This window comes from Polycyclovorans algicola TG408, assembly GCF_000711245.1.
In the GTDB taxonomy this organism is placed as follows: domain Bacteria; phylum Pseudomonadota; class Gammaproteobacteria; order Nevskiales; family Nevskiaceae; genus Polycyclovorans; species Polycyclovorans algicola.
The window spans coordinates 851,617-877,876 of the sequence record NZ_JOMH01000001.1 but is presented as its reverse complement, the minus strand read 5'-3'; the positions used below and the strand labels follow the sequence as shown (position 1 = coordinate 877,876).

At 60.3% G+C, this 26,260-nt stretch carries 24 protein-coding genes and 3 pseudogenes; 4 read left to right on the top strand and 23 right to left on the bottom strand.

Annotation, left to right across the window (positions count from 1 at the left end):
- Nucleotides 1-86 precede the first annotated feature (86 nt).
- The 10 genes and pseudogenes from U741_RS0104225 to U741_RS0104180 all read right to left on the bottom strand — a co-directional run.
- Nucleotides 87-1,418, bottom strand: coding sequence for an OmpP1/FadL family transporter (locus U741_RS0104225; RefSeq protein ID WP_052378482.1), 1,332 nt, complete (start codon nt 1,416-1,418; stop codon nt 87-89).
- Between the two features lie 74 nt (nt 1,419-1,492).
- On the bottom strand, nt 1,493-2,335 hold the full coding sequence (locus U741_RS0104220) for an alpha/beta fold hydrolase (RefSeq protein WP_029889244.1): 843 nt from the start codon (nt 2,333-2,335) through the stop codon (nt 1,493-1,495).
- A 35-nt stretch (nt 2,336-2,370) separates the two neighbouring features.
- Nucleotides 2,371-3,303 carry a catechol 2,3-dioxygenase gene (locus tag U741_RS0104215; RefSeq protein ID WP_029889243.1) on the bottom strand — a complete coding sequence of 311 codons (933 nt, stop codon included), beginning with the start codon at nt 3,301-3,303 and terminating at the stop codon, nt 2,371-2,373.
- Between the two features lie 4 nt (nt 3,304-3,307).
- Nucleotides 3,308-3,676: a 2Fe-2S iron-sulfur cluster-binding protein gene (locus tag U741_RS0104210; RefSeq protein ID WP_084154646.1), complete on the bottom strand. Its 369-nt coding sequence runs from the start codon at nt 3,674-3,676 to the stop codon at nt 3,308-3,310.
- Between the two features lie 4 nt (nt 3,677-3,680).
- Entirely contained in the window at nt 3,681-4,760 is a 1,080-nt protein-coding gene (locus U741_RS0104205; RefSeq protein WP_235200051.1) for an NAD(P)-dependent alcohol dehydrogenase, read from the bottom strand.
- A 142-nt stretch (nt 4,761-4,902) separates the two neighbouring features.
- Nucleotides 4,903-5,415: an aromatic-ring-hydroxylating dioxygenase subunit beta gene (locus U741_RS0104200; RefSeq protein ID WP_029889240.1), complete on the bottom strand. Its 513-nt coding sequence runs from the start codon at nt 5,413-5,415 to the stop codon at nt 4,903-4,905.
- Nucleotides 5,415-6,749 (bottom strand): aromatic ring-hydroxylating oxygenase subunit alpha, encoded by a 1,335-nt coding sequence (locus U741_RS0104195; RefSeq protein ID WP_029889239.1) that lies wholly within the window; start codon nt 6,747-6,749, stop codon nt 5,415-5,417. The genes U741_RS0104200 and U741_RS0104195 overlap by 1 nt, the downstream gene beginning before the upstream one ends.
- A gap of 49 nt (nt 6,750-6,798) precedes the next feature.
- On the bottom strand, nt 6,799-7,896 hold the full coding sequence (locus U741_RS0104190; RefSeq protein ID WP_029889238.1) for an alkane 1-monooxygenase: 1,098 nt from the start codon (nt 7,894-7,896) through the stop codon (nt 6,799-6,801).
- A gap of 36 nt (nt 7,897-7,932) precedes the next feature.
- A complete protein-coding gene (locus U741_RS0104185; protein WP_029889237.1) occupies nt 7,933-9,066 on the bottom strand; it encodes an alkane 1-monooxygenase in 1,134 nt (377 codons plus the stop codon).
- Between the two features lie 566 nt (nt 9,067-9,632).
- Nucleotides 9,633-9,830, bottom strand: a pseudogene (locus U741_RS0104180) (transposase); the annotation flags it as partial.
- Between the two features lie 372 nt (nt 9,831-10,202).
- Here U741_RS0104180 and U741_RS18210 point away from each other — a divergent pair.
- Nucleotides 10,203-11,500, top strand: a pseudogene (locus U741_RS18210) (IS5 family transposase).
- 22 nt (nt 11,501-11,522) lie between these two features.
- Here the strand turns inward: U741_RS18210 and U741_RS17635 are convergent.
- Both U741_RS17635 and U741_RS0104165 read right to left on the bottom strand, forming a co-directional pair.
- Nucleotides 11,523-12,583: pseudogene (locus tag U741_RS17635) on the bottom strand (IS3 family transposase); the annotation flags it as partial.
- An 82-nt stretch (nt 12,584-12,665) separates the two neighbouring features.
- The gene (locus U741_RS0104165) at nt 12,666-13,796 is read right to left on the bottom strand and encodes a fatty acid desaturase (protein ID WP_052378481.1); all 1,131 of its coding nucleotides are present in this window, start codon (nt 13,794-13,796) and stop codon (nt 12,666-12,668) included.
- Between the two features lie 237 nt (nt 13,797-14,033).
- Here U741_RS0104165 and U741_RS0104155 point away from each other — a divergent pair, with 237 nt between their 5' ends.
- On the top strand, nt 14,034-15,107 hold the full coding sequence (locus U741_RS0104155) for a 2Fe-2S iron-sulfur cluster-binding protein (protein WP_029889233.1): 1,074 nt from the start codon (nt 14,034-14,036) through the stop codon (nt 15,105-15,107).
- Between the two features lie 331 nt (nt 15,108-15,438).
- Here U741_RS0104155 and U741_RS17630 read toward each other — a convergent pair whose 3' ends face one another.
- Together U741_RS17630 and U741_RS19845 are read right to left on the bottom strand one after the other, a co-directional pair.
- Entirely contained in the window at nt 15,439-15,693 is a 255-nt protein-coding gene (locus U741_RS17630) for a BphX family protein (protein ID WP_366504049.1), read from the bottom strand.
- Nucleotides 15,694-15,733: 40 nt separating this feature from the next.
- Nucleotides 15,734-15,856: a BphX family protein gene (locus tag U741_RS19845; protein WP_200872670.1), complete on the bottom strand. Its 123-nt coding sequence runs from the start codon at nt 15,854-15,856 to the stop codon at nt 15,734-15,736.
- A 142-nt stretch (nt 15,857-15,998) separates the two neighbouring features.
- On the opposite strand from U741_RS19845, the gene U741_RS0104140 reads away from it, so the two are divergent.
- Complete coding sequence (locus U741_RS0104140; protein ID WP_029889231.1) at nt 15,999-17,036, top strand: IS630 family transposase; 1,038 nt, start codon at nt 15,999-16,001, stop codon at nt 17,034-17,036.
- A gap of 69 nt (nt 17,037-17,105) precedes the next feature.
- Here U741_RS0104140 and U741_RS0104135 read toward each other — a convergent pair whose 3' ends face one another.
- The 8 genes from U741_RS0104135 to U741_RS0104100 form a co-directional block, all read right to left on the bottom strand.
- Nucleotides 17,106-17,933 carry an SDR family NAD(P)-dependent oxidoreductase gene (locus tag U741_RS0104135; protein WP_043110187.1) on the bottom strand — a complete coding sequence of 276 codons (828 nt, stop codon included), beginning with the start codon at nt 17,931-17,933 and terminating at the stop codon, nt 17,106-17,108.
- Nucleotides 17,930-18,673 carry an SDR family NAD(P)-dependent oxidoreductase gene (locus U741_RS0104130; protein ID WP_029889229.1) on the bottom strand — a complete coding sequence of 248 codons (744 nt, stop codon included), beginning with the start codon at nt 18,671-18,673 and terminating at the stop codon, nt 17,930-17,932. The genes U741_RS0104135 and U741_RS0104130 overlap by 4 nt, the downstream gene beginning before the upstream one ends.
- Before the next feature lie 63 nt (nt 18,674-18,736).
- Nucleotides 18,737-19,282, bottom strand: coding sequence for a 3-phenylpropionate/cinnamic acid dioxygenase subunit beta (locus tag U741_RS0104125; RefSeq protein WP_052378479.1), 546 nt, complete (start codon nt 19,280-19,282; stop codon nt 18,737-18,739).
- Nucleotides 19,275-20,654 (bottom strand): aromatic ring-hydroxylating oxygenase subunit alpha, encoded by a 1,380-nt coding sequence (locus U741_RS0104120; protein WP_043110186.1) that lies wholly within the window; start codon nt 20,652-20,654, stop codon nt 19,275-19,277. The genes U741_RS0104125 and U741_RS0104120 overlap by 8 nt, the downstream gene beginning before the upstream one ends.
- Nucleotides 20,651-21,358, bottom strand: coding sequence for a glutathione S-transferase family protein (locus U741_RS0104115; RefSeq protein ID WP_052378478.1), 708 nt, complete (start codon nt 21,356-21,358; stop codon nt 20,651-20,653). Before U741_RS0104115 ends, U741_RS0104120 begins: the two co-directional genes overlap by 4 nt.
- A 13-nt stretch (nt 21,359-21,371) precedes the next feature.
- Nucleotides 21,372-22,151: an SDR family NAD(P)-dependent oxidoreductase gene (locus U741_RS0104110; protein WP_029889225.1), complete on the bottom strand. Its 780-nt coding sequence runs from the start codon at nt 22,149-22,151 to the stop codon at nt 21,372-21,374.
- Nucleotides 22,148-22,498 (bottom strand): hypothetical protein, encoded by a 351-nt coding sequence (locus tag U741_RS0104105; protein ID WP_029889224.1) that lies wholly within the window; start codon nt 22,496-22,498, stop codon nt 22,148-22,150. Before U741_RS0104105 ends, U741_RS0104110 begins: the two co-directional genes overlap by 4 nt.
- A complete protein-coding gene (locus U741_RS0104100) occupies nt 22,495-23,745 on the bottom strand; it encodes an aromatic ring-hydroxylating oxygenase subunit alpha (RefSeq protein ID WP_052378477.1) in 1,251 nt (416 codons plus the stop codon). The genes U741_RS0104105 and U741_RS0104100 overlap by 4 nt, the downstream gene beginning before the upstream one ends.
- 513 nt (nt 23,746-24,258) lie before the next feature.
- Here U741_RS0104100 and U741_RS0104095 point away from each other — a divergent pair.
- Nucleotides 24,259-25,008 (top strand): SDR family NAD(P)-dependent oxidoreductase, encoded by a 750-nt coding sequence (locus U741_RS0104095; RefSeq protein ID WP_029889222.1) that lies wholly within the window; start codon nt 24,259-24,261, stop codon nt 25,006-25,008.
- A 13-nt stretch (nt 25,009-25,021) separates the two neighbouring features.
- On the opposite strand, the gene U741_RS0104090 is transcribed toward U741_RS0104095, so the two are convergent.
- The gene (locus U741_RS0104090; RefSeq protein ID WP_052378476.1) at nt 25,022-26,248 is read right to left on the bottom strand and encodes an MFS transporter; all 1,227 of its coding nucleotides are present in this window, start codon (nt 26,246-26,248) and stop codon (nt 25,022-25,024) included.
- Nucleotides 26,249-26,260: the final 12 nt, after the last annotated feature.

Here is a 26,260-nt window from a genome sequence, read left to right as displayed (position 1 = left end):
GTAGCGGTAGGTCAGCGCCGGATTGACCTGCCGGTTTTGCCCTTCGATGGCCGACACGCTGTTGACGCTGGCCCCTGGATTGCGGACTACCACTTGCGACTCCAACCCAACATCAAGGTGATGACATAAGGCCTCGAGGTTTCGACACCTCCAAGACCGATGGCATCGGTCGCGGACGCTCCCCCGAACTCTTTTTCCACGTAGTAGCCAACAGCCAAATGCAGCTGATTGCGTGTATCGCGTGACCACGTTCCCCCCGCAGTGACCTGCCATTCGGGATTGGGTGCGAATAGATTAAGCGTCACAGAATTGGAGTCTGAATCGGCCACCGGGCGTTTGCCGTAGGTGGCGCCGGCGCGAAGGGTGAGCCGCGGCGTGACGGCGTAGGAGGCACCAGCCCGATAGCTGTTCCGATCAACCCAGTTGAATCCACTCCCGTCCTTGCTTCCAAACGGTTTGTTCTCAGGGTCTTGCAAGCTATTGAGTACGCCGTTACTCAGCGCTCGAATGTCACCCCAGAACACCCGCTGGATATCGAGGCCCACCTCCCAATCTCTCGCTGGGCGGATGGCGATACCGAGGGCGATGTTCTGAGGAATATCGAAACCACCACCGTCTGCGATAAGCCCTCGGTAGCGATCAAATTTTTGAAAGTACATTCGTGAAGAATACGCAGCGCCAATGTCCAGCCAAGGCAGTAAACGTCCAAACCAACCCAAGCGGACACCGGCGCCGAACGCGTCATCGTTGCCACGATTACTCACGGCCTCAGGATGCGCCGATATATTCTCTAGAGCCTGGAAGCCGTAGACCTTGATCCGCTGGTGCCCGATCAGCGCCGATAAACCGAAGCTCTGCCCTTCGGTGTACTGCCAGGAAAGCGTGGGCGCCACGATTATTTGAGCAAGATCGAAACCGAGTTTGCCGCATCCAAGCAGGAAATTTCCTGCTGCATCCCCACAGCGCTCGGGATTACCATTGGTTTCGGGGATACCCGTATCGTCACGGAACTCGGTGTTGAGACCGCCGTTTCCGTACAGTGCGACACCCACTGACCAATTCTGAGCCACCTTGCGTGCGTAGCCGGCTTCTGGCAATAGAAACAGAGTGTTGTTGCTGGTTGAAGAAAAATCAAACGGGGTTCCGGTGCCGGTGCGTTCGATCGTGCGACGCGGCGAAAAAAACAGCAAATCCAGATCGAGCCGATCATTGACGAAGGAGAGCTTGGCCGGGTTTGAAGCACCGGAAAAGCCGTCTAAACCCATCGCGATCGACGTGCCGCCGGCCTGGTGCGCGAGTGGCCCATAGCCCAGCAGGTTGTAGCCCCCGCCTGCCTCGGATGCGAGGCTTGCTCTCAGCGCAAGCGCAGCCAGAACACAGCGCAGAGTTTGTAGCGAGACGTCTCGTTCGTGCTTCATTTAGGCTCTCCAATTCCAGATATTAAGGACGCTTCAGCACAGAGAGCTTGATGCGCACCGATCAACTGGATGCATCACCCGGCCTCACCGAGAAAATCTCCGACCAGGCGTGCGAACCGTGCCGAGTGCTCGATCTGAGTCCAATGTCCACACTTGCCGAAGACATGCAGTTGCGAGTTGTGGATCCAGTGCAAGAGCTTTTCCGCGTTGCTCACGGGGATGACCTGATCTTCGCGGCCGTGGATGATCAGGGTTTCGTGCGGCAGTGCGCGCAGGTCATGCACAGGGGTGCAGAGCGCCTCGATGCAACGCTGGCGCGGCGCCGGGAACATTGCGGCATACGCCTCCTGCAGTCCGGGCTGGAGACTCGCCTCGTAACGCATGCGCGCCAGATCGTCTGTGACCAGGGAACGGTCGAAGGCGAACAGGTCCATCATGCGCCGCATCTTCTCGAACGACGGCGTGTAACCCCAGACCTCGTCCAGCGCCGGCGTCAGCTCGAAATCGACGCCAGCGCTGCCCATCAGCACCAGCCGTCGAACCCGCTTAGGATGGCGTGCGGCGATGGCCAGAGACAAGGCGCCGCCGAAGGAATTGCCGATCAGATCGGCTTGCTCGATCTCCAGCGCGTCCAGCAATCCAACCGCATGCGCCACCCAGGTGTCGAGACCGTATTGGATCCCGGCCGGGCGCTCGGTGTAGCCGAAACCTGCCATGTCCGGCGCGATCACCCGCCGCCCCTGGGACAGCGCAGGAATCACCAGGCGCCAGTTGGCCCAGGCGCTCACGCCAGGGCCGGAGCCATGGATCGTCAACACGGGGAAGCCGCTGCCGACATCGTGATAGTTGGTGTCGATGCCATTGGCCTTGATGCGCTTGCCCACTTCCGGGTTGCTGTTTGCCGATGCCTTGTTCATGAGTTTTCTCGATGGAATGAGGAATGCCCGCGGTCTCAGGTCGAGACCGACAGGAAAGCCTCGTTGAGCTTGCGGTCGTGGTAGAAAATCGCCGGCCCCAGTTGGTCGTCGGTCCAGGTGATGGTCGGCTTGTCCGGGTACCAGATGTAGCCGCCCGAGAACACTTCGTTGCGATTGCCACTGGGATCGAAGAAATAAATCGTTTCGCCGCGCGTGATGCCATGGCGCGTCGGTCCCAGATCGAGCGGCACCTTGCGTTTGGAGATGATGTCCGCCGCCCTCAACACCTCGTTCCAGCTGCCGAGCTGGAAGGACGCATGGTGTAGCCGGTTCTTCACCGGCTGGCGGATGAAGGCGACATCATGGGCCTTGTTGGAACAGGCGAGAAATGCCGCAATCTGCAGCTTGCCGCCATCGGCGACGATCTGCTCGGTGAGATTGAATCCCAGGATGTCGATGAACAACTTCACGGTGCCGTCGAGGTCATCGCCGTAAAGTAGGCAATGGTCAAAGCGCGAGGGCGCCATGCCGCGCAGATCGTCGGGCCAAGGATCAGGATTCTGATAGCCGGTGGCGCAGCCGACGATGTCTTTCTGCGCGTACAACTCCATCGCATGCCCGGTAGGTACCGTGAATCGGAAACGCCGCCCGCAGCGCGGGTGCTCGCCGGCCTCGATCCAGCTCGTCTCGGTGGCCAGCGGCGAAGCTTCGAGCTCCACGGCCAAACGCTCCAGCGTGGCCTCGGAATCCACTTTCCAGCCCATGTAATCCATGCCCGCGGAGTCCGCCTGACGCAGCACGACGCTGTGGTGATCCGCCTCATCCCAGGCTTTCAGATACACACGCTCTTGGTTATCGCGCCCGGTTTCGCTCAGGCCCAGCACCTCGGTGTAGTGCTTGATCGCTGCATCCATGTCGAGCACGCGCAGGGCCACATGCCCCGGCCGCATCACGCCAGTCATTGCCATGATTTCAATCCTCCTTCGAATAGTTTTTGGCAGCGCCAACAGCGCCGCTATAAAAATGAAACGGGTCAGAATGCCGCTCCAACAGGCGCGCGATCTTGCCGACCACGTCGAGCCTCAGATCGGTTTCCGGAACCAGCTTGCAGGCCAAGGCCATGCCGGTTTCGCGCTCCTCATGGCTCACGCACGCAGAGCTCATCGCCCCGGTGCTGTAACGACCTTCGAGCACGCGCACCTTGCAGACTCCGCATCCACCGCCACGGCATCCGACCGGAATGCCGCTGCGACCTCGCAGCATCATTCCCTGAAGAACATTGTGTCCTTCGGCGCAATCGAAGCGCTGACCGCTGCCGCCAATGGTGATCGCGTAAGCCATTCGCTCAATCTTTCGGCATCACCAGCACCGGCTTGATCGCCGTGCCCTTCTCGGATGCGTGACAAGCCTCGTTGATCTGATCAAACGTGAACTTGCTGATCAGCCGGTCGAACGGGAATTTTCCGTCCTGATACCAGCGGATCATCTGCGGAATGAACTCCTGCGGATCGGCGTCGCCTTCGATGACGGTCTTCACGCCCACTCCGCGGATCAGCAGGTCCATGAGATTGATGCTCAGCACCCCGTCCGGCGGCGGAACGCCGATCAGGCCGAGCATTCCACCGGGCAGCAGGGTCTGGAATGCGGTCTCGATGACGGCCGGTCGCCCCGTGGTATCCATCGCGTGCGTCACGCCACCGCCAGACAGCTCCTTGATGGCAGCGAGCACGTCCGGCGTCTCGGTCGGATTGACGACGTGTGTCGCCCCGAGAGACTTGGCCAGCCGGCGGCGCTCCGGATTGATCTCCACGACGATGACGTTGGCCGCATCGAGAGCCCGTGCCGCGAGCAGGCCGGATAGCCCAACCGCGCCGCCACCGAAAATGGCGAGGGACTGCCCCTTCTTCAGACCCAACGCCCTAGCCACCGCCCCGGCGCCGGTCTGGATACCGCAGCCCAGCGGCCCCATGATCTCCAGCGGCAGGCTCTTGTCGACGATGACGGTGTTGCGCTCATGGGCAACCGCGTAGGTTGCGAACGAGGACTGACCGAAGAAATTGCCATGCATCATCGCGCCGCCAATCGACAGCGGCGATGAGTTGTCGTCCGGACGCACACCGCTGAAGTTGTGCGGGTAGAAACCCAGGCAGAACGGCGGGCGCTCGTCGCGGCAGGCCTTGCAGTGGCCGCAGGAGTTATAGCTCAGCACCACGTGGTCACCCACCTTGACGTGGCGGACCTTGGCTCCGACCGCCTCGACCACACCCGCACCCTCATGGCCCAGCACCACGGGGGCTGGCACGTTGAAGCCGTCACGCACCACGATATCGGTGTGACAGATGCCGACGCCGGCAATCCGCACGCGCACCTCGAACTCGCGCGGCGGCGCGACCTGGATCGCTTCCATCTGGAAAGGCTTGCCCAACTCGCGAACCACGGCTGCCTTGGCAGTAACGGCGCCCAGGGAACTACTCATGATCGTTTCTCCTCTGAAATGTTCTGAATGCGATCTGCGCCCGAGCCTCGCCGACGGTACGAGCCGATCACCTACTTTTTCGACCAGGGCTTCAGACGCTGTAGATGTCGAGCACTGTCGGGATGGTGTCGTTGTAAACCAGCACTTTCTTCTTGCGTATGCGCCAGCTCGTCTCATGGCGGGCGAGCAGATATTCGTATCGGCCGAAGAAATGCGAAGAGGCCCCAAAACGGAACGAGTGCGTCACCCAGTTGGCCGTCACTTCCAGCATACCGTCGGGCAACTCGGCCACAAGCACGTTGCTGACGAGATGGCAGGTGCGCGGCAACGGCGTGGAGGCCGCCGAGCGTTCGGTCCGAATGCGGAACACCCGATCCTCCAATCCGGTCCGGTCGGGGTAGTACATCAACGACACCTGGTCATGCGGGTCGCTGACATATTCGTGCTCTGAATCCCAGCTCGGAATCCAGTACTCTGCGCCCTCCTCGAACAGCGCCAGCCACATATCCCACTGTCGTGTGTCGACGTAGTGCGCTTCGCGCGACAGGAATTCTTCAACGGCGCTGCGCAGTCGCACCGGGTCGTTGGGTAATTCGGCCCGCATCAGCTTGACTCCCCGATGGCCGGCGCCATCAGCTCGGCCCAACGCTTGTGCTGCGGCAGCACGATGCCCTCATCCTCCAGCTTCGCGCCGCTGCGCAGTGGTTGCAGGCCGAGCGCCTTGGCGCGCTCGTCCGGACCCTCGATCTCGTGCGCCGCACCGCGGCTGAGGTCGCTCCAGCGGATGATGTGGTGGTTCTTGTAGCCAACGTGCGAGGCGTTGAACTCGGACAGATCATCCGGCGTCGCCATGCCGCTGGCGTTGAAGAAGTCCTCGTACTGGCGCAGTCGCTTGGAACGCGACGCGCGATCCTCTCCCACCGGCGCGAAGCAGTAGATGCTGACCTCGGTCTTGTCCACCGACAACGGCCGGATCACGCGGATCTGCGTGCTCATCTGGTCCATCAGGAACACGTTCGGGTAGATCAGCATGTTGCGCAGATAGCCGGTGGCCCAGTCCGCGCGCACCTTGCCCAGGCGCTGTTCGAGCAGGTCGCGCTGAGACCACAGGGGGCTGGCCTCTGGATTCGGCCATTCGCTCCAGAGAATGGCGTGCCCTCTTCCGAGGTCGTAGAAACCGCCCGCCGTGCGCGCCATTCCTCCGACGTTGCGCACCTCGATCGTGTTGGCCGTCGCCTTACGCTCCATGCGGTTCTTCACCGTCGCCACGTAATTGCCGTGCACCGCATTGACGTGCAATCCGTCGAGCCCATTCTCAGCAGCCGACTTCCAGTTGCCGTCATAGGTGTACGTGGACATACCCTTGAGCAATTCAACGCCCTGTGGCGATTCGTCTACGATCAGGTCGATGAACGTCTTGGTCTCGGCAAGATGATCCACCAGCGGCTCGGCTTCTTCGTTGAGCGTGCCGAAGATGAAGCCGCGATAATTCTCCACCCGCACCTTACGCAATCCGCGCGTGGACTTGTCGAACCCTTCAGGAAACCCCGCTCGCGATTCGGATACTGCTGATTGCAGGTTACCGTCGAGATCGAAAGTCCAGCCGTGGAAGCTGCACGAAAAATCGCCGGTCGAGCCCTTGATCTTCCGGCAGAGCGTCGCGCCGCGGTGCGTGCAGATGTTGACCAAGCAGCCGACCTTTCCCTGGTCATTGCGGTTGACGATCACCGGCACCCGGCCAATCCAGGTGGTGAGGTAGTCGCGCGGCTTGGGTATCTGGCTTTCGTGCCCCAGATACACCCAGATCTTTTCCCAGATCAGCGGGAACTCCTGCTCGAAGAGTGCGGCGTCGCTGAACAGCCGCCGGTCCAGCGCGCGAGTGCCGCGGGGGCCGTGCGCCACGAACTCCTCGAATTTCTCATCTACCATCTGATTCATTTTGTTTTCCTCCAAGTGTGCCGTTGTAAGAGTAGATTCCTTGGTGTGCTCAGGCGGCGACCCACTGCGGCCAGCCCGCCTTGGCATTGGCCTCCATGGCGAGTTTTTTTTCGGCCGCCGTGGCAAACCTCTCGTCCCAGTCCTTGAGCCTCGGCTTGGCGACGAAGCGAAACCATAGCGGCGGAATCAGGCCCAGCGCGAAGCACAGGAACAGCGAGGGCATCTGCGGAGCCTGGGGTTCGGGCCTAAGATCGTAAAACCGGGTGTAGCCGTCGAGATGGTGGTTGATGTGATTGGTGATCTCAACGCCCAGCGGGCGCGCAATAGCGCCCAGGTGATTCCAGGCGTGATGTTTCTGGATCGACGTGCCCTCCACCCGCACCAGTCCGTAATGCTGGAAGTAGTTGAAGCCTTCGAGCAACAGCTTGGCAAAGAACAGCGTTCCCAGTGCCATCAGCATGGCCGCCGTGCCGCCGAAGGCGTAACAGATGAGTGGCACCGACGCCAGCAGTCCTATCTCCTGGTACATGCGGTTGCTCCAGTGCCAGACGCTGCGATCCTGCTTGCGCAGGCGCTCGGCCTCGCCCTCTGCCCCATCCGTGTAAGCACCCCATGAGGCACGAAACACGAAGCGGTACATGGTCTCGCCGCGCAGCGGCGTATCCGAATCGCGATGCGTGTCCAGATGCAGGTGATGGACGCGGACATGCCCGATGTCGCGGTTCGGATCACCGTAAAACGTGTTGAGTACCTGCGACATCCTGCGAGGGAACCAGTGACGCCGATGCATCAGTTCGTGCGCGACGGGAAGGTTGGGCACCGAGCTAAGCCATGTCAGCGAAAGCAGGCTTCCAACGATCTGCCCGAATGCGCCAGGTCCCGTCAGCGGGTTGGTCCCGTTATTGACCGAATAAATGAACGCCCCGTAAAGCCCGAACATCAACATCACGTGCAGGTACAGAGGAAGGTCGGCGACCCATCCCATGCCAATCTTGCGCGGGGCGGTATCCGCAGGGAGCGCAAGATCGAGCACCATCAGTACCGGGAACGTACCGATGCCCAACCACACCCAGGGCCCACCCAGCAAGAACCCGAGCACTCCGCAAAACGTCGTCAACGGCACGATGTAGTAACGCAGACTATCCATAATTTTTCTCTCGAAGATTTGCAGTCGGATACGGCATCAGGCGCTGCCGGGACCTGTCAGGCGCTGCGCACTGTCAGTCTCCAGCCAGCGCGGCCAGCCGGCCTTCTCGTTGGCTTCCATCGCCAGCTTGCGCTCGGCAGGCGTTGCGAATCGCTCGTCCCAATCCCTGAGCCGCGGCTTGGCGATGAATTCGAACCAGATCGGCGGAATGAGGCCGCTCATGAAACACAGGAACAGGGAAGGCATCTGCGGCGCTTCGGGCTCCGGGCGCAAGTCGTAGAACTTCGTGTAGCTATCCAGGTGGTGATTGATGTGATTGGTGATCTCAAGACCAATCGGCCGGATGACCGCACCTAGGTGATTCCATGCGTGATGCTTCTGCACGACGCTACCGGGCACGCGCAGGAGTCCGTAGTGCTGAAAATAATTGAGCGCCTCCAGAAACAGCTTGCTGCCGGCCATGGATGCGGCACAGACCGCCATCGCCACGCCGCCGGCGAAAACCAGGCACAGCAGCGGCAGCACCGAAAGCAGCAGCACTTGCTGATAGCTGCGATTGGTCCAATACCAGGGGCTGTGACCACCACGGCGCAGACGACGCGCCTCCCGCTCGACGGCATCCTTGTAGGATCCCCAGGTAGCCCGAAACATGAAGGTGTAAACCGTTTCGCCACGCCGCGCAGAGTCGGAATCCTCGGCGGTATCCAGGTGAATGTGGTGCGTATTAACGTGCGCAACGTCGCGGTTCGGATCGCCGAAGAAGGTGCTGAGAACTTGCGACATGCGGCGTGGCAGCCAGTGTCGACGATGCATCAGCTCATGGGTGACCGGCACCGTGGGCACGGCATTCATCCAGACCAGCGAAGCCAGGCTGCCGACGATCTGCCAGATCGCGCCCTCCCCGGTCAGTGGATTGATGCCGATGACCACCGAGCGGATGAACGCCGCGTAAAGGGCGAACATCAGCAATAGATGCAGGTACAACGGCAGGTCGAGCAGGAGCGTGGAGCCCACCTTGCGGGGCGAGAGGTCGCGAGGCAGCACGATATCTAAGAAGGCCAGCACTGGGTAGGTCACGAAGCCCAGCCACACCCAGGGTCCGCCCAGCCAGAATCCTAATACCCCGCAAAACGTCGTCAACGGTACGAGGTAATAACGCAGGGTATCCATGTCGGGCCATCTCCTCACGCTGATTCTGGTGCTCTCGGTCAATCCGGGAGTCGTCGGAAACCTGCGGCAGCGGCAGGCTTTAATACTATTCTGCATAGCAACCTCCGTGCCACAATAATTCTCTTTTCTTTTCAGATCATTGCGGATAATTGTAGATGAACGCCCATCCCGTTTTCGACGATGGCAGCAGACGCTTTACGAAAACGTCAAGTCACCTGCTGGCCGTCAGAGAAGCGCAGCAACACCTGACTACATTACGACTACGACCCGGCCCAGGGCGGCGAAGCCTTGACATTTCCATAAGGCGCCGGTTCGATCCGCCCATTGCGTCGTCGACATTCCACCGAAATTGGGCGGTTACCCTGACAACACGCCGACTGCAACGGGTTTTCCCCGGTCTGGCAGGCTAAGGATGCTCTGCACTGATCCATTCAGCCCCAGTGCTGGGCGTGGTTGATCCTGCTGTCACAGTGGAGTCCGTGGTGACGGCGCGGCTTTGGTCGGATTGTCGGTTCGATCAGAGGTGATATGCCCGATTTCAAGGGCAATTCTCTGCAAAACCGCTTTCACGGACACACCTCGCCTGCCAGCATCAATCGTCGCCTCGCCTGAAACAGGTTGGTCAGAGCAAACAGGGTGACGATCTGGGCGCGGTTCTTGGCCAGACCCCGGTAGCGGGTCTTCAGATACCCGAACTGGCGTTCGATCACCCGGAAGGGATGTTCGACCTTGGCGCGTATCCGCGCCTTGGCCTGCTCGATCTGGTTGATCAGTCGCCCCAGCGGGGGTGTCCAGCAGGGCCCGCCGCTTGCCGGGTGGACTTCCCCCAGAGCGGCAGACATTCCGTTGCCTCACGGGGCGGCCTGCTCGAAGGCCTCGGGACTGACGCCGCCGAGATGGCTGTGACGGCGAGTTCGATTGTAGAAGCCCTCGATGTAGTCGCCCCTGAAAAATCCCCAACCATCTGACTGTATTCGAGAAATGTCTGTTTTGTAGCTTCGTGAATCGCCGATATTTGCGATAATTGCATTCAGAAACTGGCAAATTCTGAGGTGTTGGACACGCGTCATCGCAGTTCACCGGTCGATGGACCTGAAGCCCGCTCTGAGGATCTTTTTCGATCACGCCTGGACCAGATGATCGAGATGCGCCACCCCCTGATCCAGTTGGCTGCGCTTATGCCCTGGGAGACCTTGGAGCGCGAACTCTCAAGTGTGCTGCCCCCCGCGCCCGCTGGCGCAGGGCGTCCCGCTCTGCCGTTGCGGATGATCATCGGCTTGCTGTATTTGAAGCACGCCTACAACCATTCTGATGAGCAGGTCTGTGCCCGCTGGTTGGAGAACCCCTATTGGCAGTTCTTCTGCGGAGAGGTGTTTTTCCAGACCCGCTTCCCCTGTGACCCCAGTTCACTGACGCGTTTCCGTCAGCGGTTGGGAGAAGCCGGCGTCGAAGAACTGCTGGCCCAGACCATCGAGGCTGCCAAGGGTTTGAAGGCGGTGCGTAGTGCCGATCTGGAACAGATCATCATCGACTCCACGGTGCAGGAGAAGAACGTCGCTTACCCCACCGACAGCCGCTTGCTGGAGATTGCCCGGCACAAGCTGGTGAAGGCCGCCAAGGCTGAAGGCATCACCCTGCGACAGAGCTACGCCCGTATCGGCCCGGCGCTCAGATTCAAAGCAGGCCGCTATGCCCACGCCAAGCAGTTCAAGCGCCTGCGCCGGACGCTCAAGAGCCAGCGTACCCTGCTGGGGCGCCTGATTCGGGAGCTGCATCGCAAGGCCCATGCAGATCAACTGCAGCGGCTTGCCACCGTGCTGGAGCGCGCCGAGCGGTTGCGTACCCAAAAGCCCAAAGACAAGAACAAGCTCTACGCCCTGCATGCCCCGGAAGTGGAGTGCATTGGCTTTGGGCTTGCGCCCGCCAACCCTACGAATTCGGCGTCAAGGTCGGCATTGCCATCACCGCAAAGAAGGGCCTGGTCGTCGGGGCCCGCAGCTTTCCGGGCAACCCCTATGACGGCGACACCCTCGAAGAGCATCTTGAACAGACCGCCATCCTCACCGGCGTCAGCCCCAAGACCGCCATCGTCGATCTGGGTTATCGCGGCAGGCAGCCTGACAACATCACCATTGTTCACCGAGGCAAGCGCAAGACCCTCAAACCCCCGCAGGTCAAACTGCTCAAACGACGACAGGCGGTCGAACCGACCATTGGCCACCTGAAGGACGAACACCGCATGCGGCGCTGTCACTTGAAGGGACAACTCGGCGATGCCCTCAACGCCGTATTGGCCGCTGCCGGCTACAACATCAGATGGTTAATGCGATGGATCGCCCTTTCTTGGGCCCAAATCCTGTGGGTACTGAAATCGATGTCAGCAGTTCAAGACCGACATCAAGCTCAATTCCCGATCACAAGCGCCGTCAGGTGACGGGCAGAGTGAATTCTTCAGGGACGACGATGTAGTCAAAGACATCGGCCTTGGCGAGATCGCGGGTTTTGTAGATGCGTTTCCGGATGCGTTCCTTTTTCAGGCTGCTGAAGAACGATTCGACGACAGCGTTATCCCAGCAGTTGCCGCGCCGGCTCATGCTGGGCTGCAGATTGTTGGTCAAACAGAAGCGTTGCCAGTCGTCGCTACCGTACTGGGATCCCTGATCGGAATGCACCATCACTGATGTGGTCGGAGACGTCTCCAGAGCGCCATCATCAAGGCATCAAGCACCAGCTCCCTGGCCAGAGTGGGTTTCATCGACCAGCCGACGACCTTGCGTGAATAAAGGTCTACGACCACGGCCAGGTACAGCCAGCCCTGCCAGGTGCGGATATAGGTGATGTCCGTGACCCAAAAGCGGTCCGGGGTATCAACCGTGAACGCCCGGTTGAGGTGGTTGGGCGTGATGATCGATGGCCGTCCCGCGATATGCCGAGGTGCCTTGTAGCCTCGTATTGCCTTGATCTTGTTGGCACGCATGATGCGGGCCACCCGGTGTTTGCCGCAGGTTTCCCCTGCCTCTCTAAGGTCTCCAAATACCCTCGGTGATCCATAGACGCCGCTGCTGGCAGCATAGGAGTCACGGATCAGTCCGAGTAGCCGCTCGTTCTCGATGACACGTCGCGATTTGGGGTTGTGGAGCCATTCGTAGAAGCCGGAGCGAGAAGCCCCCAGAACGCGGCACATGGTCATGACACGGTATTGGTCGCGATGGTCATTGATGAAGCGGTACTTCACTCGGGCTCCCTGGCGAAGTACCGCGCCGCTTTTTTTTAGGATCTCGCGCTCCTCCTCGGTGCGGCGCAGCTGCGCACGCAGCTTGAGGATTTCGCTCTTGGCTTCGATCAGATCAGCAGCTTGCTTTTCCGATCGGTCGGGCGTCACCGCCTTGACCCACTTGTAAAGGCTGTGCGCCGATACGCCGACTCGGGCCGACACCTCGGCCACCGAGTAGCCGCGATCAACGACCTGGCGGACTGCCTCTTCCTTGAATTCCGGGGTAAACCTCTGGGTGCTCATGTGCTTCCTCCTATGCTCAAATCATAGGCACCGGCTGCCTACTGCACCGGGGGAAGTCCAATTCAGTATTTGATGCCAGTCATTATCCAGTCGGCTCTGCCGGATGAGTCTTGGACTGCATCGCGTCCTGCCAGTCGGGCCAACCGGCAACTTGGTTGGCCTTTCTCGCAAGTTCTCGTTCGGCCTCACTCGCGTGGTGCAGGTCCCAGTTTTTCAGACGGGGCTTGGCGATGACTTCCTCCCATAGCCGCGGAACGAACGAAGCCAAAAAGCACATCACGATGCTGGGCATCTGCGGAGCCTGAGGATAGGCTACGAGTCGTTCATACGCCTTATCAGGGTCCAGATGATGCTCGGAATGATTGGATATCTCGAACGAGACCGCGCGGCTGAGGGTCTTCAGATGATTCCAGGAGTGATGCGGCAGCAATGGCGTACCCGGTTGCCGAACCAGGCCGTAGTGCTGGGTGTAGTTGAAGCCGCTGATGATCAGGAAGCACATAAACCACGAAACCAGCAACACCGGCACGCCCCAGAGTCCTGCAACGAAAAGAAACGTACCGATCCAGACTACAAGACTCAAAGCGCCCCACATCACGCGGCTACGCAGCGACCACAGTGGAAGTCTGAGCTTGTTGAGCCGTGTCATTTCCAGGCGCGCAGCAATGAGAAATCCGTGGGAAAGGGATCTGAGCGTGAAGTCGTATACGGTCTGGCCCCGCCGCGGCGTATCGGAGTCAGAAAAAGTTCCAACGTTCGGATGATGACCGTGGACATGGTAGAGATCGTTCAACGGCAGCCCGAATAAGGTCAAGTAAAGACTCGAATAGAATATCTCGAAGGGATGCTTGCGGTGCATCAGTTCGTGCGCTGCTGGTAGTCCGGCGAGGGCGCTCAGGAATCCGACGGAAATAATCGCGCCGAGAAAATTGAACGTGCTCAAACTTTCGTGACGCACATGTAACCCAAGCAGCAGCCACAGGCCCAGCATCAGCGGAAGTTGCAGGTAAAGAACACCGTCGTAGAGCCATTTCGGCGCCTTGTCATGCAGCAGGACGTCGTTGCCGACCAGCACATCCGCAAGCGCGAGTGCCACGAAGGTGGTCAGCCCCAACCAGACCCACGCGCCGCCCAGGGCCAAACCGAGGAGGCCGACGCACAGCATGGCTGTGGCCACCAAATACCGCGTGTATTCACCGATCATATTCATCATTAGAAGTGCGCCTCGAAAGTTTTGGGGCAACGTGATTCATGCATGTTAGGCTCGCCGCTGGCAAAGTCTCCGGCCAAGCCCTCAGACCTCCGCCAAGCCAGCTTGATGCTCTGGCCCACATATCCCGTAAGAAATACCTTATCCTATCGCTCCACACTTTAATCAGCATGACGTTGGTCGAGTACTTCGAAATTCTACAACTAATGACATCACAATTCTTCGCAATAGCGGTCATGTATGTTTAGCTTGTTCAAGCGACAGGAACCGGAATTGGGACGAGTTCGCATCGAACCCTTCGGTAAAGAAATCACGGTTCCCAAGGAACAGAGCATTCTCCAGGCCGCGCTGGATGCCGGCCTCCCCTTTCCCCATAGCTGCAAGGTCGGCACGTGCATGACCTGTCGGTCTCTGCTGCGGTCCGGCGCCGTCAAGCCGATTCGGGATTTTTCTTACGTCCTCAGCGGCGAAGAACTGCAGGCCGGTTACATCCTGGCCTGTCAGGCCAAGGTCAAGCCCGGCGAGAAATGCGTGCTGGAGATCGACGTCGAAGCAGACGCACCGCGCCACCGTCAATTTACGGTGGCTGCAACCCTCACCGGCAAGAAACACCTCGCACACGACATCATCGAACTCAGGCTGCGCTCCAACGGCTTTTTTCCCTATACCGCCGGGCAATACGCGGAGCTCAAAGCGACTGGTTTTGACCGCGGGCGTGCGTATTCCTTCGCGAGCAAGCTCGGCGCCGGAGGCAGCCAGGAGTTTCGGTTCTTCGTTCGCAAGATACCTGGAGGCGACTTCACGACCTGGCTGTTCGAGACCGCGCAGGTCGGCGACAGTATTGAGCTCAACGGACCCTTCGGCAATTTCTGGCTGCGTAGCGGAATCGCTCCGCTGGTCTGTATCGCCGGTGGCAGCGGTCTGGCGCCGCTCATCTCGATCTTGCAGGCTGCTGCTGAATCGCAGGTCAAACGCGAACTTGCTCTGTTGTTCGGCGCTCGCACACAGCGCGACCTCTACGCGCTCGACGAGATCAAGTGCCTGGCCAGTTCGTGGCCCGCGAAATTCACGTTCATCCCCGTGCTTTCTGATGAACCTGAGGGCAGCGACTGGAGCGGCCTGCGCGGCTTGGTCACGCAGGCCCTGACCCAAACGCAAATACCCGACCTGGCGCTGCGTCATGCGTACCTCTGCGGTCCGCCGCCCATGATCGACGCAGCAATTCTCGTGCTGAACCAGGTCGGAGTGGATCATCGGCATATCCATTACGACAAGTTCCTGGACGCCAGCGACCTCGCACGAGCTGAGGCGTAACTCGCGCGCTTTTGCCCGACCATTGGCATCACACCTGCCGCAGATCAGGAATCTGACTGCAACATCGTGGCCGGATCAGATTGACGACGACCGTCGAGGTGATGTCACGGCCGATGCCGCGAGTGCCCAAATGGGCCGTGAAAAATACGGTCCAGTTCCTGGTGATAGATGGACTCGTCGGTGTACAGCGCATGCGGAACCTTGTGGTCCTGCCAGGACCGCTCGGCCCTCACGGACGCCGCATCGCTCATCGAAAGCTCATTTTCTCTGCTTGTCCATGCGGATCGCGTCGTCAGACCGATCAAGCAACACGCGAGGCTCTGGCGCGTTTTCATTCCGCCTTCAGATCTAGCTGCGCCGCGCACCAAGCCCAATACGCGCCCACGAAAATAAGGCCGTGAATGATCAGCGTGGTCACGCCCATAGAAGTGGCTTCGAAGCTGTAAGTGATGCTGTAGACATCCCAGACTCCATCGACCAACTCGGTCATCACGATGACGGGTATCAGCGCGAGATATTGAGCGGGCTTGCGTGCGCCCCATAGGGCCACGACACCGATAGCGGCCAACTGAATGCCGACGATCACCCAGGCTTCCAGCAGCAGCCTGAAGACGGGTTCTGTCGTGTTAGAGATCCACGCCCGGATACATACCGGGCAACAGCGGGCCAAAGATGGAGGGCCAGGTCAACGGCAGATTCAGCACGTACCAGATGCCGACCACAATCAGGAATATTCGAACTGCTTTCATGCATGCACCAATTTCATGGAATTGTCTCCGGAGTCATTCTTGTTCCAGAAAATTTGGCGGCAAAACACAGTCGCCGGAGTTGACTATAGATCCGGCCCACAAATAGATTGAACAAAGTACATTTTGTGAAGTCTTAAGGTGCATGAAAGACGACGATGCGCGGACCTTGAGTCCTGCTGAGCAACACGAGCGGCGCCGACAAGTGATACGCGGATACAAACGCGGACGCAGCAAGTCGCAGATTGCCGCTGATGTTGGGCTGAGCTTCACGGCGGTGAGCAAAGCCATTGCGCGCTACGAGGCTGGAGGCATGGCCGCACTGGCGCCCCGCAAGCGCGGCCGCCGCAGCGGCGAAGACCGCGCACTGACGGCCGAGCAGGAAGACGCTGTGCGACGCCTGATCTGCGACAAACGCCCTGAGCAGTTGAAGATGGACTTCGCGCTGTGGAGTCGCGCGGCGGTGATGCAGCTCATTGAGCGCGAATACGGCATTGGTCTGCATGTGCGCTCAGTAGGCAAGTACCTGTCGCGGTGGGGGTTCACCCCCCAAAAGCCGATCAAGCGGGCTTATGAGCAACAGCCTGAGGCCGTGCAGCAGTGGCTGGACCAGACCTATCCGGAGATTGCAGCGCGAGCCAAGCAGGAGACTGGCCAGATCCACTGGGGCGACGAGACCGCTTTGGTGAACACCGATGTGCGTGGGCGCAGCTACGCGCCCAAGGGCCAGACGCCGGTCACGCTGGCGGTGGGGGGAACGCGCCAGAAGCTGTCGATGATTGCCAGCGTCACCAACCAGGGCAAGGCGCGCTGGATGATCGTCGATGGCAATTTCAATCATGAAAGGCTGATCGAATTCTTCGAGGCTCTGATTCGGGATACGGACAAGAAGGTGTTTCTGATTCTGGACAACCTGGGCGTGCATCACTGCAAGCCAGTTAAGGCCTGGCTGTCTGAGCGCAAGGATCAGATCGAAGTGTTCTACCTGCCCAGCTACAGCCCTGAACTCAATCCAGAGGAGCGACTCAATGCCGATCTCAAGCACGTCATCCGCAGCAAGGTACCGATCCGCACCAAAGCCAAGCTGCACGCCGCCGCCCAAGCCCACATGCTCGACATCGCCAACACACCAGAGCGAGTCAAAGCCTACTTCCAAGACCCTCGCGTCAAATATGCCGCATGACACTATTTGTGGGCCGTATCAATAGGCCGGACAGCGAATCAGCGGATGAGATATTTCTCATCACCTTTTCTACCAGGCCGTCCAGCCGCCGTCGTGCGCGATGACCTGGCCTGTCATGAATGAAGAGGCGTCGCTTGCGAGATAGACCAGCAGGCCTGCCAGTTCCTCTGGATCGCCGGTGCGGCCCATCGGCGTCGAACTTTGCAAGTTCGCCAGGATTCTTCCCAGCGCCTCTTCGGATGGCGGCAAGGCCTCGCGGCCCAATTGCGTGCCGAGATGCCAGCCCGGTGCAATCACGTTGCAGCGAATGCCGTCACCCGCGTACTCGACCGCGACCTGTCGGCTGAGCGCGATCACGGCGCCCTTCGACGCGGAGTAATTTGCAGCCACAGCCGAAAGCTTCAACGATATTCCACCCAGTCCGGCAATCGAGGCCAGATTGATGATCGAACCTGTGCGCCGATCGAGCATCAGTGGCAGTGCTGCTCGCGTGCATAGAAAAACGCCGCGCGTATTCACGGCTTGTACGCGATCCCAATCGGAGATGGACAGCTCGTGCAGCCGGCGCGCCACGCTGGCAATACCTGCGTTGTTCACCAGGATGTCCAGACGCTCGTAATCTCGTGCCGTGACGGCCATCAGCGCATCGACCGATTCGGGGTCCGTTACATCGACGTGGCGAGCACGCGCCGCACCGCCCTGCTCGACGATCTGCGCAGCGATCTTCTCGGCTTCCGACGCGACGATATCGGCGCACAGCACCGTCGCCCCCGCCGTCGCAAGCGCGCGTGCGAAGACCCGCCCGAGCCCCGACCCCGCACCAGTGACGATGGCGATGCGATCGTCGAGCCTGAAACGATCGAGTGTGAACGCGGCACCAACGGCCGAACCGTTCATTGCGCGGTATAGCCGCCGTCGATCGGAATGATTGCGCCGGTGATGAAGCTGGCCTCGTCGGAGGACAGGAAGGCCACGAGATTCGCAACCTCTTCCGGCGCTGCACCGCGACCCATCGGCGTCATGCTGGTGGCAGCCTCAATGAAGCCGCTGCCGATGCGCGTGACCATCGGCGTCATCACCAGGCCCGGGCAGATCGCGTTGGCACGTATGCCACGCTTGGCATAGGTCACGGCCCATGCACGCGTGAGCGAAATCACTGCGCCCTTTGACGCGGTGTAGGCATGCAGGCCAGACGTGCCGATCAGCCCGCCGATCGAGGACGTGGTGGTGATCGCCCCTCCTTTGCCAGCAGCCAGCATGCTCCTGATTGCATACTTCGCGGCAAGGAACGCGCCGCGCGTGTTTACGGCCTGGATCTTTTCCCAGTGCTCCAGCTCAATATCTTCCGAAACACCGTCACCATCCTCCATTCCGGCGTTGTTGAACAGGATCGAAACGGAGCCGTACTCGGCCTCCGCCGCGGCGAAAGTGCGCTGGACGACTTTCTCGTCCGACACGTCGCAATATTCGGCCCTCGCGGTTCCACCCGCGCGTCTGATTAGGTCCAGAGTCTCTTCATTGCCCTGCCGATTCACGTCGGCCAAGCAGACCTTCGCGCCCTCGGCCGCAAACCGCATTGCAGTCGCACGCCCCATGCCGGAGGAAGCCCCCGTTACGACGGCACATCGGCCTTCCATTCGCTTGCTCAATTTATATCCTCCATTCGCTGGCGATTTGGTTCCTTTCGAGGGACCGCTGATTTAGAAAAATGTGTTCAGGTTCTTGTCGGTGATGACGCGCTCGGGCAGGTAGACCGTGCGTGACGCGATGCGCAGGCCAGCAAGCGTCTCGGAGAGGACGTCTTCGCGCCAGCCGACGTGACTGACGCGGTCACGATCGCGACGTGCGCGAAAGAGCATGAACTTGCTACGGACGTCATACGTGCCCGGCGCCTCGCCGACAAAGGTTTCCACGTTCGTGATGATCCGTACGTGGTGCGTCGGCGGATCGTTGAGCCAGACCAGGCCGGTATCCTCGCGCAGCGCGCGCTGTCGCAAGGTCGGGAGCGTCTCGTCGTAGATCAGGCCGTCGCCGCCAAGGGAGGTCGTACCGGGTCGGTTCTTCCGCTTGGTGTTGCGCGGAATCGGCATGCGGTAGCGCACGTCCTCGGTGAGCAATCCCAGCCAGTCGATATAGCGCTCTTCGTCCAGCATGCGTGCTTCGAGCGAAAGGAAGCGCTCCACTCGATACGCGACGTCTAGCGGGACTTCAGCGCGCGGAATGTCACTAGGCGCTGGATTACCCATTGACGACCTCGCGCGCCAGCTCCGCAGCCGGCTCAGTTACGGCGGCAGTCTTTGGCAGGATGTCGTGTACCGACGTTGCCATCATGGTGCGCTGCCACTGCTCGTAGAAGCTGCGCTGACAGAGTTCGTTCACGAGGCCCGGCGATGCTTCGCCGGGACCGTCCCAGGGGACCTTGCGACCCTGGCCCATGCCCAGCCAGCCTTTCAACTGACGCGTAGCGTAGCCCGCCGCAGAGTGGGTGATCGCCTCGGTAAAATCGCCGTCGTCGCCTTCGAGCAGACCCGCAGGGCCAAAAGTCGCCCGAACATTTTTCTCCACGACCTCCTTGACCGCAGCAGGCATGTTTTTGTCCACCATCGCGAACGTCCAGACCTCGAAAGCCCCCGGGCCGCGCGGATGCACGATGCGAAGAAAGTTGAGGCCCTGGATCACCTGCAGGTTGGGGAAGATGCCGATGTGCGTCTCCGAACCATAGATGCTGCGACCACGCAGTTCACCAAGTCGCTCGATCACGTCCGGGCGGTTCTGCTCCACGTACTCGAGCACCTTTTCGGGGTGGTCGTAGAGCGCATAGCCGGACTGTCCGTCGAGTGTCGTCAGCACAGTGTGCGGCGGAACATTGATCTCGATAGCACCGCTGAGATCCACCCCAGAATTTTCCGCACCGATCCCTAGCACATGTTCCGAACGTCCAGTCGCGAGCGTGCCTACAACACGCATTGCCCCCGCATGCGCCCAAGTGACGTGATAGCCGTCGCCGATCGCGTTTTCCACCGGCAACTTCCAGTTACCGGGAACCTCCACACGGTAAGGCGTACCAATCAATTCGAGGCCACCTGGCGATCCCTCCAGCAGAACATCGAGATACCAGCTCACGTCGCCGAGATATTCAGCCAGGCTGGGACCTTCCTTGGCAAAAGTTCCGAAGATCAGGCCCTTATAGCTTTCCACTTGCGACACTGGCGCCAAGCCAAAGCGACTGCGATCGAGGTTGTCATAGATGTCCTTCTCCAAGGGCACAGCGGCAAGGCGACCCGAGGTATCGTAGGACCAGCCGTGGTACGAGCAGGTGAATGAGCGGGTCTGGCCCCACTCGGCTTGGCAGACCTTGTTGCCCCTGTGCATGCAGGCATTCAAGAAGGCACGCACCTTCTTGTCTTGTCCTCGCACGACGATTACGTCGTCTTCACCCATATAGGTGCGGATGAAGTCGCCCGGTTCCGGAATCTGGCTTTCATGAGCCAAAAAAAGCCAGCAACGATTGAAGATCTGCTTCAATTCTTCCTGATGGATCGCCGGATCCCAGAAGATGCTGCGCGTCTGGAACGCATCCTTGGTGTTGACAAGATCGCGATAGTCGAATTTATTCACACCACCTCCGCTGATTCATTTGTTCCAGAATCCGTACCGACTTCCTGGCCGAGTTGCGCTTGTCCCGCGTCCATATCCGCCATGACTGCTTCGGCAACACGCCAAGCTGGCCGCTTCCGGAGGCGGCGAAGCCAGGCAAGGATGTTGGGATATTCCGTGAGATCGAGCCCGAGCAAAAACGAGATCGGAGTCAAGCTACCGATCGCGATATCAGCGATCGAATAGTTGTCGCAAACATATGCGCGCTGGGACAGTTGCTTATTGAGAATGGCGAGGTTCGCCAGATACGCCGCTTTCGCCATCGCCGTCGCGGCAGCATCAGGAGTGGGTGACATCGTTGCGAAGAACAGGCCGAGCAGGCTCGGTGCCAGGGTCGCGCCCTCCCAACTCACCCACTGCTGAACCGTGGCGCGGCTTTGCGGGTCTGCAGGGAGCAGCGTCTCGCCCGGTCGCGACTCTCCGAGATAGCGTAGGACCGCGCCCGACTCCCAGAGGACAAAACCGTCGTCATCAATCGACGGCGTGACGCCGTTCGGATTGATCTTGCGATACGGCGCATCCTCGGGCCGGCAGTCGTTCAGACGCGACAGCGCCCGCATTTCATAGCGCTCGCCGATCTCGCTCAGCGCGATGAGCACCTTGCAAGAATTGCGCGATCCGCCAAAAGGGTCGCCTTCGCGTTCGATGTGATAGATCTTGATCATTGTTGTTTTTTCCTCAGATTGCCGTCAGGCCACCATCGACGCAGAAGTTCTGGCCGGTCACGAATCGCGCTTCGTCAGCCGCCAGATAGAGCGCGCAATACGCAATGTCTACAGGCTGTCCGAGAATGCGAACGAGCTGCAGATCCATGAAATCTGCAATCATCTTTTTGAGCGCATCCTTGTCGGGGAATACCGCAAAGGCAGGCGTCTCGATCAACCCAGGCGAAATGCTGTTGACGCGAATTCCGGCCGACGCAAATTCAGCGGCCCAAGTACGGGTCATCGCGATGACGCCGCCCTTGGTCATGCTGTGTGCAAACTGGAAAATGTTTCCGCCGAATGTGGAACCGATCACGCCGGCTGCGGAGGCCGTGTTGATGATCGAACCACCACCGCGCCGCTTGAGCACCGGGTGCGCATACTTGGTCGCGTAGTACACCAGATCCAGCTCATTGCGAATCAACCAGCGCCAGTCCTCGGTCGAGAACTTGTCGATGGTGCCGTAACGCACTGCCGAGGCGTTGTTGTAGAGAATGTCAAAGTCGCCGTAGGTGTCGACGGCAAATTGGATCCAGTCGCTGACCTGCGTCTCGTCGCCGAGATCCACGACGCGGCTGACCATGCGGCCACCTGCGGCCGTGACCATCTTTACCGTCTCTTCGCTATCCGCAACTTTCAGATCGCAGCCGACAACGCAGGCGCCTTCGGCAGCGAACAGCTCGGCAGCTGCGCGACCCTGACCGCCACCCGTCCCTGTGATCAGCGCAATCTTTCCCGCCAGGCGACCGCTCATAGCGCGCTCCGGTCGGCGAAGCGTGTTTTCGGAATGAATTTTCGCACGTCGATCCCGGTGTCGACGACGGCGACGCCCCACTTGTTGACCGCGTTGTCGATTTCGCACATGGCCAACGCAGCGAACGCCATCGGCTTGTCCTGTTCGTGGATACTTGCGAGTGGAAACTGGTTGAGGTATTCGATGACTTCCGGCAGGCGCGGTAGCATGGCGTCGTAGAAGCGGCGGATCTCGTCCATCGAGCTCTTGAGCCGCTTTTCGAGGCGGTCTTCTGTGGTCGGTAGTCCCCAGGCGGCAATATCAGCTTCCATGCCGATGAATTCCGGACGTACAAGTGGCGCGCTCATTTTTCGCCCTTTGCAGCAGCGGCCTTCTGACCGTTTTCGATTATTTCCATCAAGCGGTTGTAGAACGCGCGAATCGGAACTTCCTGCATGTTCGCGTGGACCTTGTCGATCGACCCACCACGGAAGTTGGCGTGTATCCCCTCTGCGGTGTAAAGGTCTTCCGACAATACATCACGAATCTGGATGCGACCCTGCTCGAAGTTGAACAGGTGGCCAAAGTTAGTGGCGCCCTCAGTGTGAAAGAAATCCACCTCCCACAGGCACTCGTGTTCATTGATCGGCGTCGTACGCTGCAAAAGAATCTGACCTTTCTGCACGAACATCACGATGTTCGGAAACACCAGGAAGTTGTCGAAGATCCACAGTGGATGAGAATCCTTGAGCACGCCCTCGCCGCCCTCGGAAACGAATTCCTTTTCCGACTTAGTGTAGATCGACGTCGCGCCATATTTGGCGGAGAGCAACGTGACTTCGGTCTGCTTACCGGCGTTTTCTTCCGCTGGACGATAGGCCGCAACCCCGCAGGGGACGCCGACGCTGCCCGGGAAAATGTAAGCCGGCGCGCTGGCGCTTGGAATCGCACCCGCGATGGTCTTCCGGTGCGTCATGTCGACGTGATAACCCTCGATCTGCGCATCGACGAGCAGCTTCCAGTTGGCGTTGAATCGCGCCTTCCAACCAAAGGTCCAATTCCAGGCCGGGTTGCCAAGATAGAGATCAAAGGCCTCACCCAGCGGTGCGAGATATTCGCGCAGCGTCCACGGCGGTTTCGGGTCCAGATTGATGAAGACGAATCCGCCCCAGACGTCGACCGAGACCGGACGCAGGTTGGCCTGGCTGCGGTCCAGATCGCGAAACAGGTGCTCGTCGGGCACGTTCGTCAGGGATCCTTCGAAATCGAAAGCCCAGCCGTGAAACCCGCAGACCAGCGCGCGAGCTTTGCCGCAGGGTGGCGCAAGCAGGCGAGCGCCACGATGCGTACAGGCGTTGTAGAAGGCGCGAATTTTCTGGTCCTTGCCGCGCACCACAATCACCGAAACGCTGAGCGCGTCGATGGTGTAGGTCAAGTAATCGCCGGCGGCTTTCATGTCGGTATCGCGGCCGACGAGCAACCAGCTCTTGCGGAAGACGTGTTCCTTCTCGAGCTCCAGAAATTCGGGAGAGACGTAATGCGCGACTGGCAGGGTCCCGGTGCCTAATGCATGGGTTCCAAGCTCCGGCAACGCGAAGTGGTCGTTATTTCCCATCGGTCCTCCAGCTTTTTCGCTATCTCGAAGCGGATAGCATTTTGCAGTAACACGCAGGTTCCATGCCAGGATAAAGGATGCGATGCAATTCAGCGGTTACTCGTGCCATGGCCTTCTAAACTCAACAACGCGCCCAGACAATTCGGAATTCGATGTACGGATTCGTCATCAAAGCGTCCCGATAGACGAAAACGTATGCATGCGCCCCTTAGGTGGATGCAGCGCGATCCCGTCGGAGGAAGGGCGGGCTATTGCCGGGCGTTAAACGCCCAGGCCCAGGCTTGGGCGGCAAAGCCCATGCGCATCGAGGTCTTCTCCTGTACCTTGATTATGGCTCGTGACACTCATCGCGACACTTATGTTCGTGTCAACGGTATTGGGGAATGCGCTCGACAACGTGATAATCGCTATTGGCGCGAGCGCACGCACGGCCTGCTTTCGGTGGTTCAAAATGTCTTACCACGGATGTTGCCGACAGACGTGGACAACTAATGCGAGCCTTGAGGAAGGAATATGAGCGAAACCGCCGTGGTGGTCGGCGCCAGCGGCGCGATGGGACAGGTCATCGCGCACAAGCTGGCGACGAGAGGACTCAAGGTGGTGGCGGTGGCGCGAACCGAAGCAGCACTGAAATCGCTCGCCGAAACATCCCACCAGAACATCATTCCCTGCGTTTGCGACGTCGGCAGCGACGATGCTATCGAGCACATCCGCCAAAAACTCGACGGCCCTGTGCGCATGATTGTTCACGGGCCCGGAGTGGCGACCGCGGGCGGCGTCAGTGTGGTGCCGACCTCGTCGATCGTCGATTCGGTGAATATCAAAGTCGGTGGCCTGCTGCGTGTGGTTCGCGCGGCCGACTCGCGTCTGGTCGAAGGTGCCAGGATTGTCGCGATCGGCGGGCTCTACGGTTTCGAACCCGACGCCCATGCCGCGACGGCGGGTGTGTGCAACGCCGCGCTCGCGAATACAGTGCGCCAACTGTCCCTGGCCTACGGAGCTCGCCGGATCACGGCTCACCTGCTATCTCCGGGTCCGGTGGATACCGAGCGTCTGCGCCGCATCGCCACTGCCATTGCCACTCGCGAGAACCTCGCGGTGGAGCGCGTGCTCGATGACATGCGCGGCCAGTCCCCAATCGGGGCCTTCACCACGGTGGGACAAGTCGCTTGGGCCGTGGCGCTGTTGCTCGATCCAGAGGCCGATGCCCTTGCGGGCAGCACGCTGTTCCTCGACGCGGGTCGTCGTCGCTCGATTCCCTGACTCCGCGTCCGGACTACGGCACCGACTGCGTAACAGCGCTGCCGTGTCGCAGGTTCAGGTGGTAGCCGAGCCACAAACCGATCGGCAGAAGCATGAACGCGCCAAACAGCAGCACTGATCGGGTACCAAAATGGTCGGCAACGATGCCGAGCGCGGCGACGCCCGCAGACTGTCCGAGAAAGAAGCAGGTCGCAAACAGTGCGACGGCCGCACCGCGCCGCGCGGGCATCATCTGCGTTGCATTCGTCTGAAGGGTGTTGTGCAACATGTAGAAACCGACGCCCGAAATGAAATTCGCAGGTGCCGCCATCGACAACCTAGGGTCCAGTGCGACCACCGCCATCGCAGCCGATGCGAGCAAGGTGCCGCAGACTGCGAGACGGGACTCACCCAGGCGCATCAGCCAGCCGCGCGCGAGAAATGCAAAGGCCACGCCGCCCAGCGAGAACGCCGTCATGGTCAAGCCGGCCGCTGCCAGGCTCGCGCCGCCCTCGCGGTGCAGATGCGTCACGAGGTAGGTGAAAGCACCGAGATAGCACAGCGCTTCGGCGAACGCCGTAAACAGGATCACCCGCGCCCAGGGCAGGCGCAGCACCTCGACCAGGGCCTGTCCGGGATGGCCGGGCAGCGCTACCGCTCGATGACTCGCGGGTTCACGCTGCTTCGCAAGCAGCGCGGCGACCAGCACAAATACTGCGGCATAGAACAGGAATGGCCAGGCCCAGAACGCCTGCTCCGCGGCGAGCCCCCCGAGCATTTGGCCCGAGGCCATACCGACCATCTGGCCGATCATGAAACGCGCGAGCACCGGTTGGCGCCGTTCGTAGGGAATGGCGTCTCCGATCCAGGCCATGGCCAGCGGAATCGAAGCCGCGCAGAACGCACCGGCGGCAACGCGCGCGACGACGAACGCCACCAGCGAGCCCTTGGCCAGCACGCAGGCCAGCGCTGCGGCGGCGGCGAGTGCTGCGGCCACGCTCATCACGCGCAGCTTGCCGCGCTGGTCGGCCAGCGGCCCATAAAACAGTTGCATCAGGCCGTACGCGGTCGCGAATGCCGTGACGCTCCAGGCTGCCTGGCCCAGGGACACGCCGAAGTCCTGCTGCAGGCGCGGCAGCATGGGATCGAGCACGCGAGTCATGCCGCTGGACGCGAAGGCGCCCAGCGAGAGCAGCGAAACGGTGCGCCAGGGAATCGCGTCGGCGTCGGCAGCAGGCACCGGATCGGCCGCCAGCGCCACCCCATCGAGGGG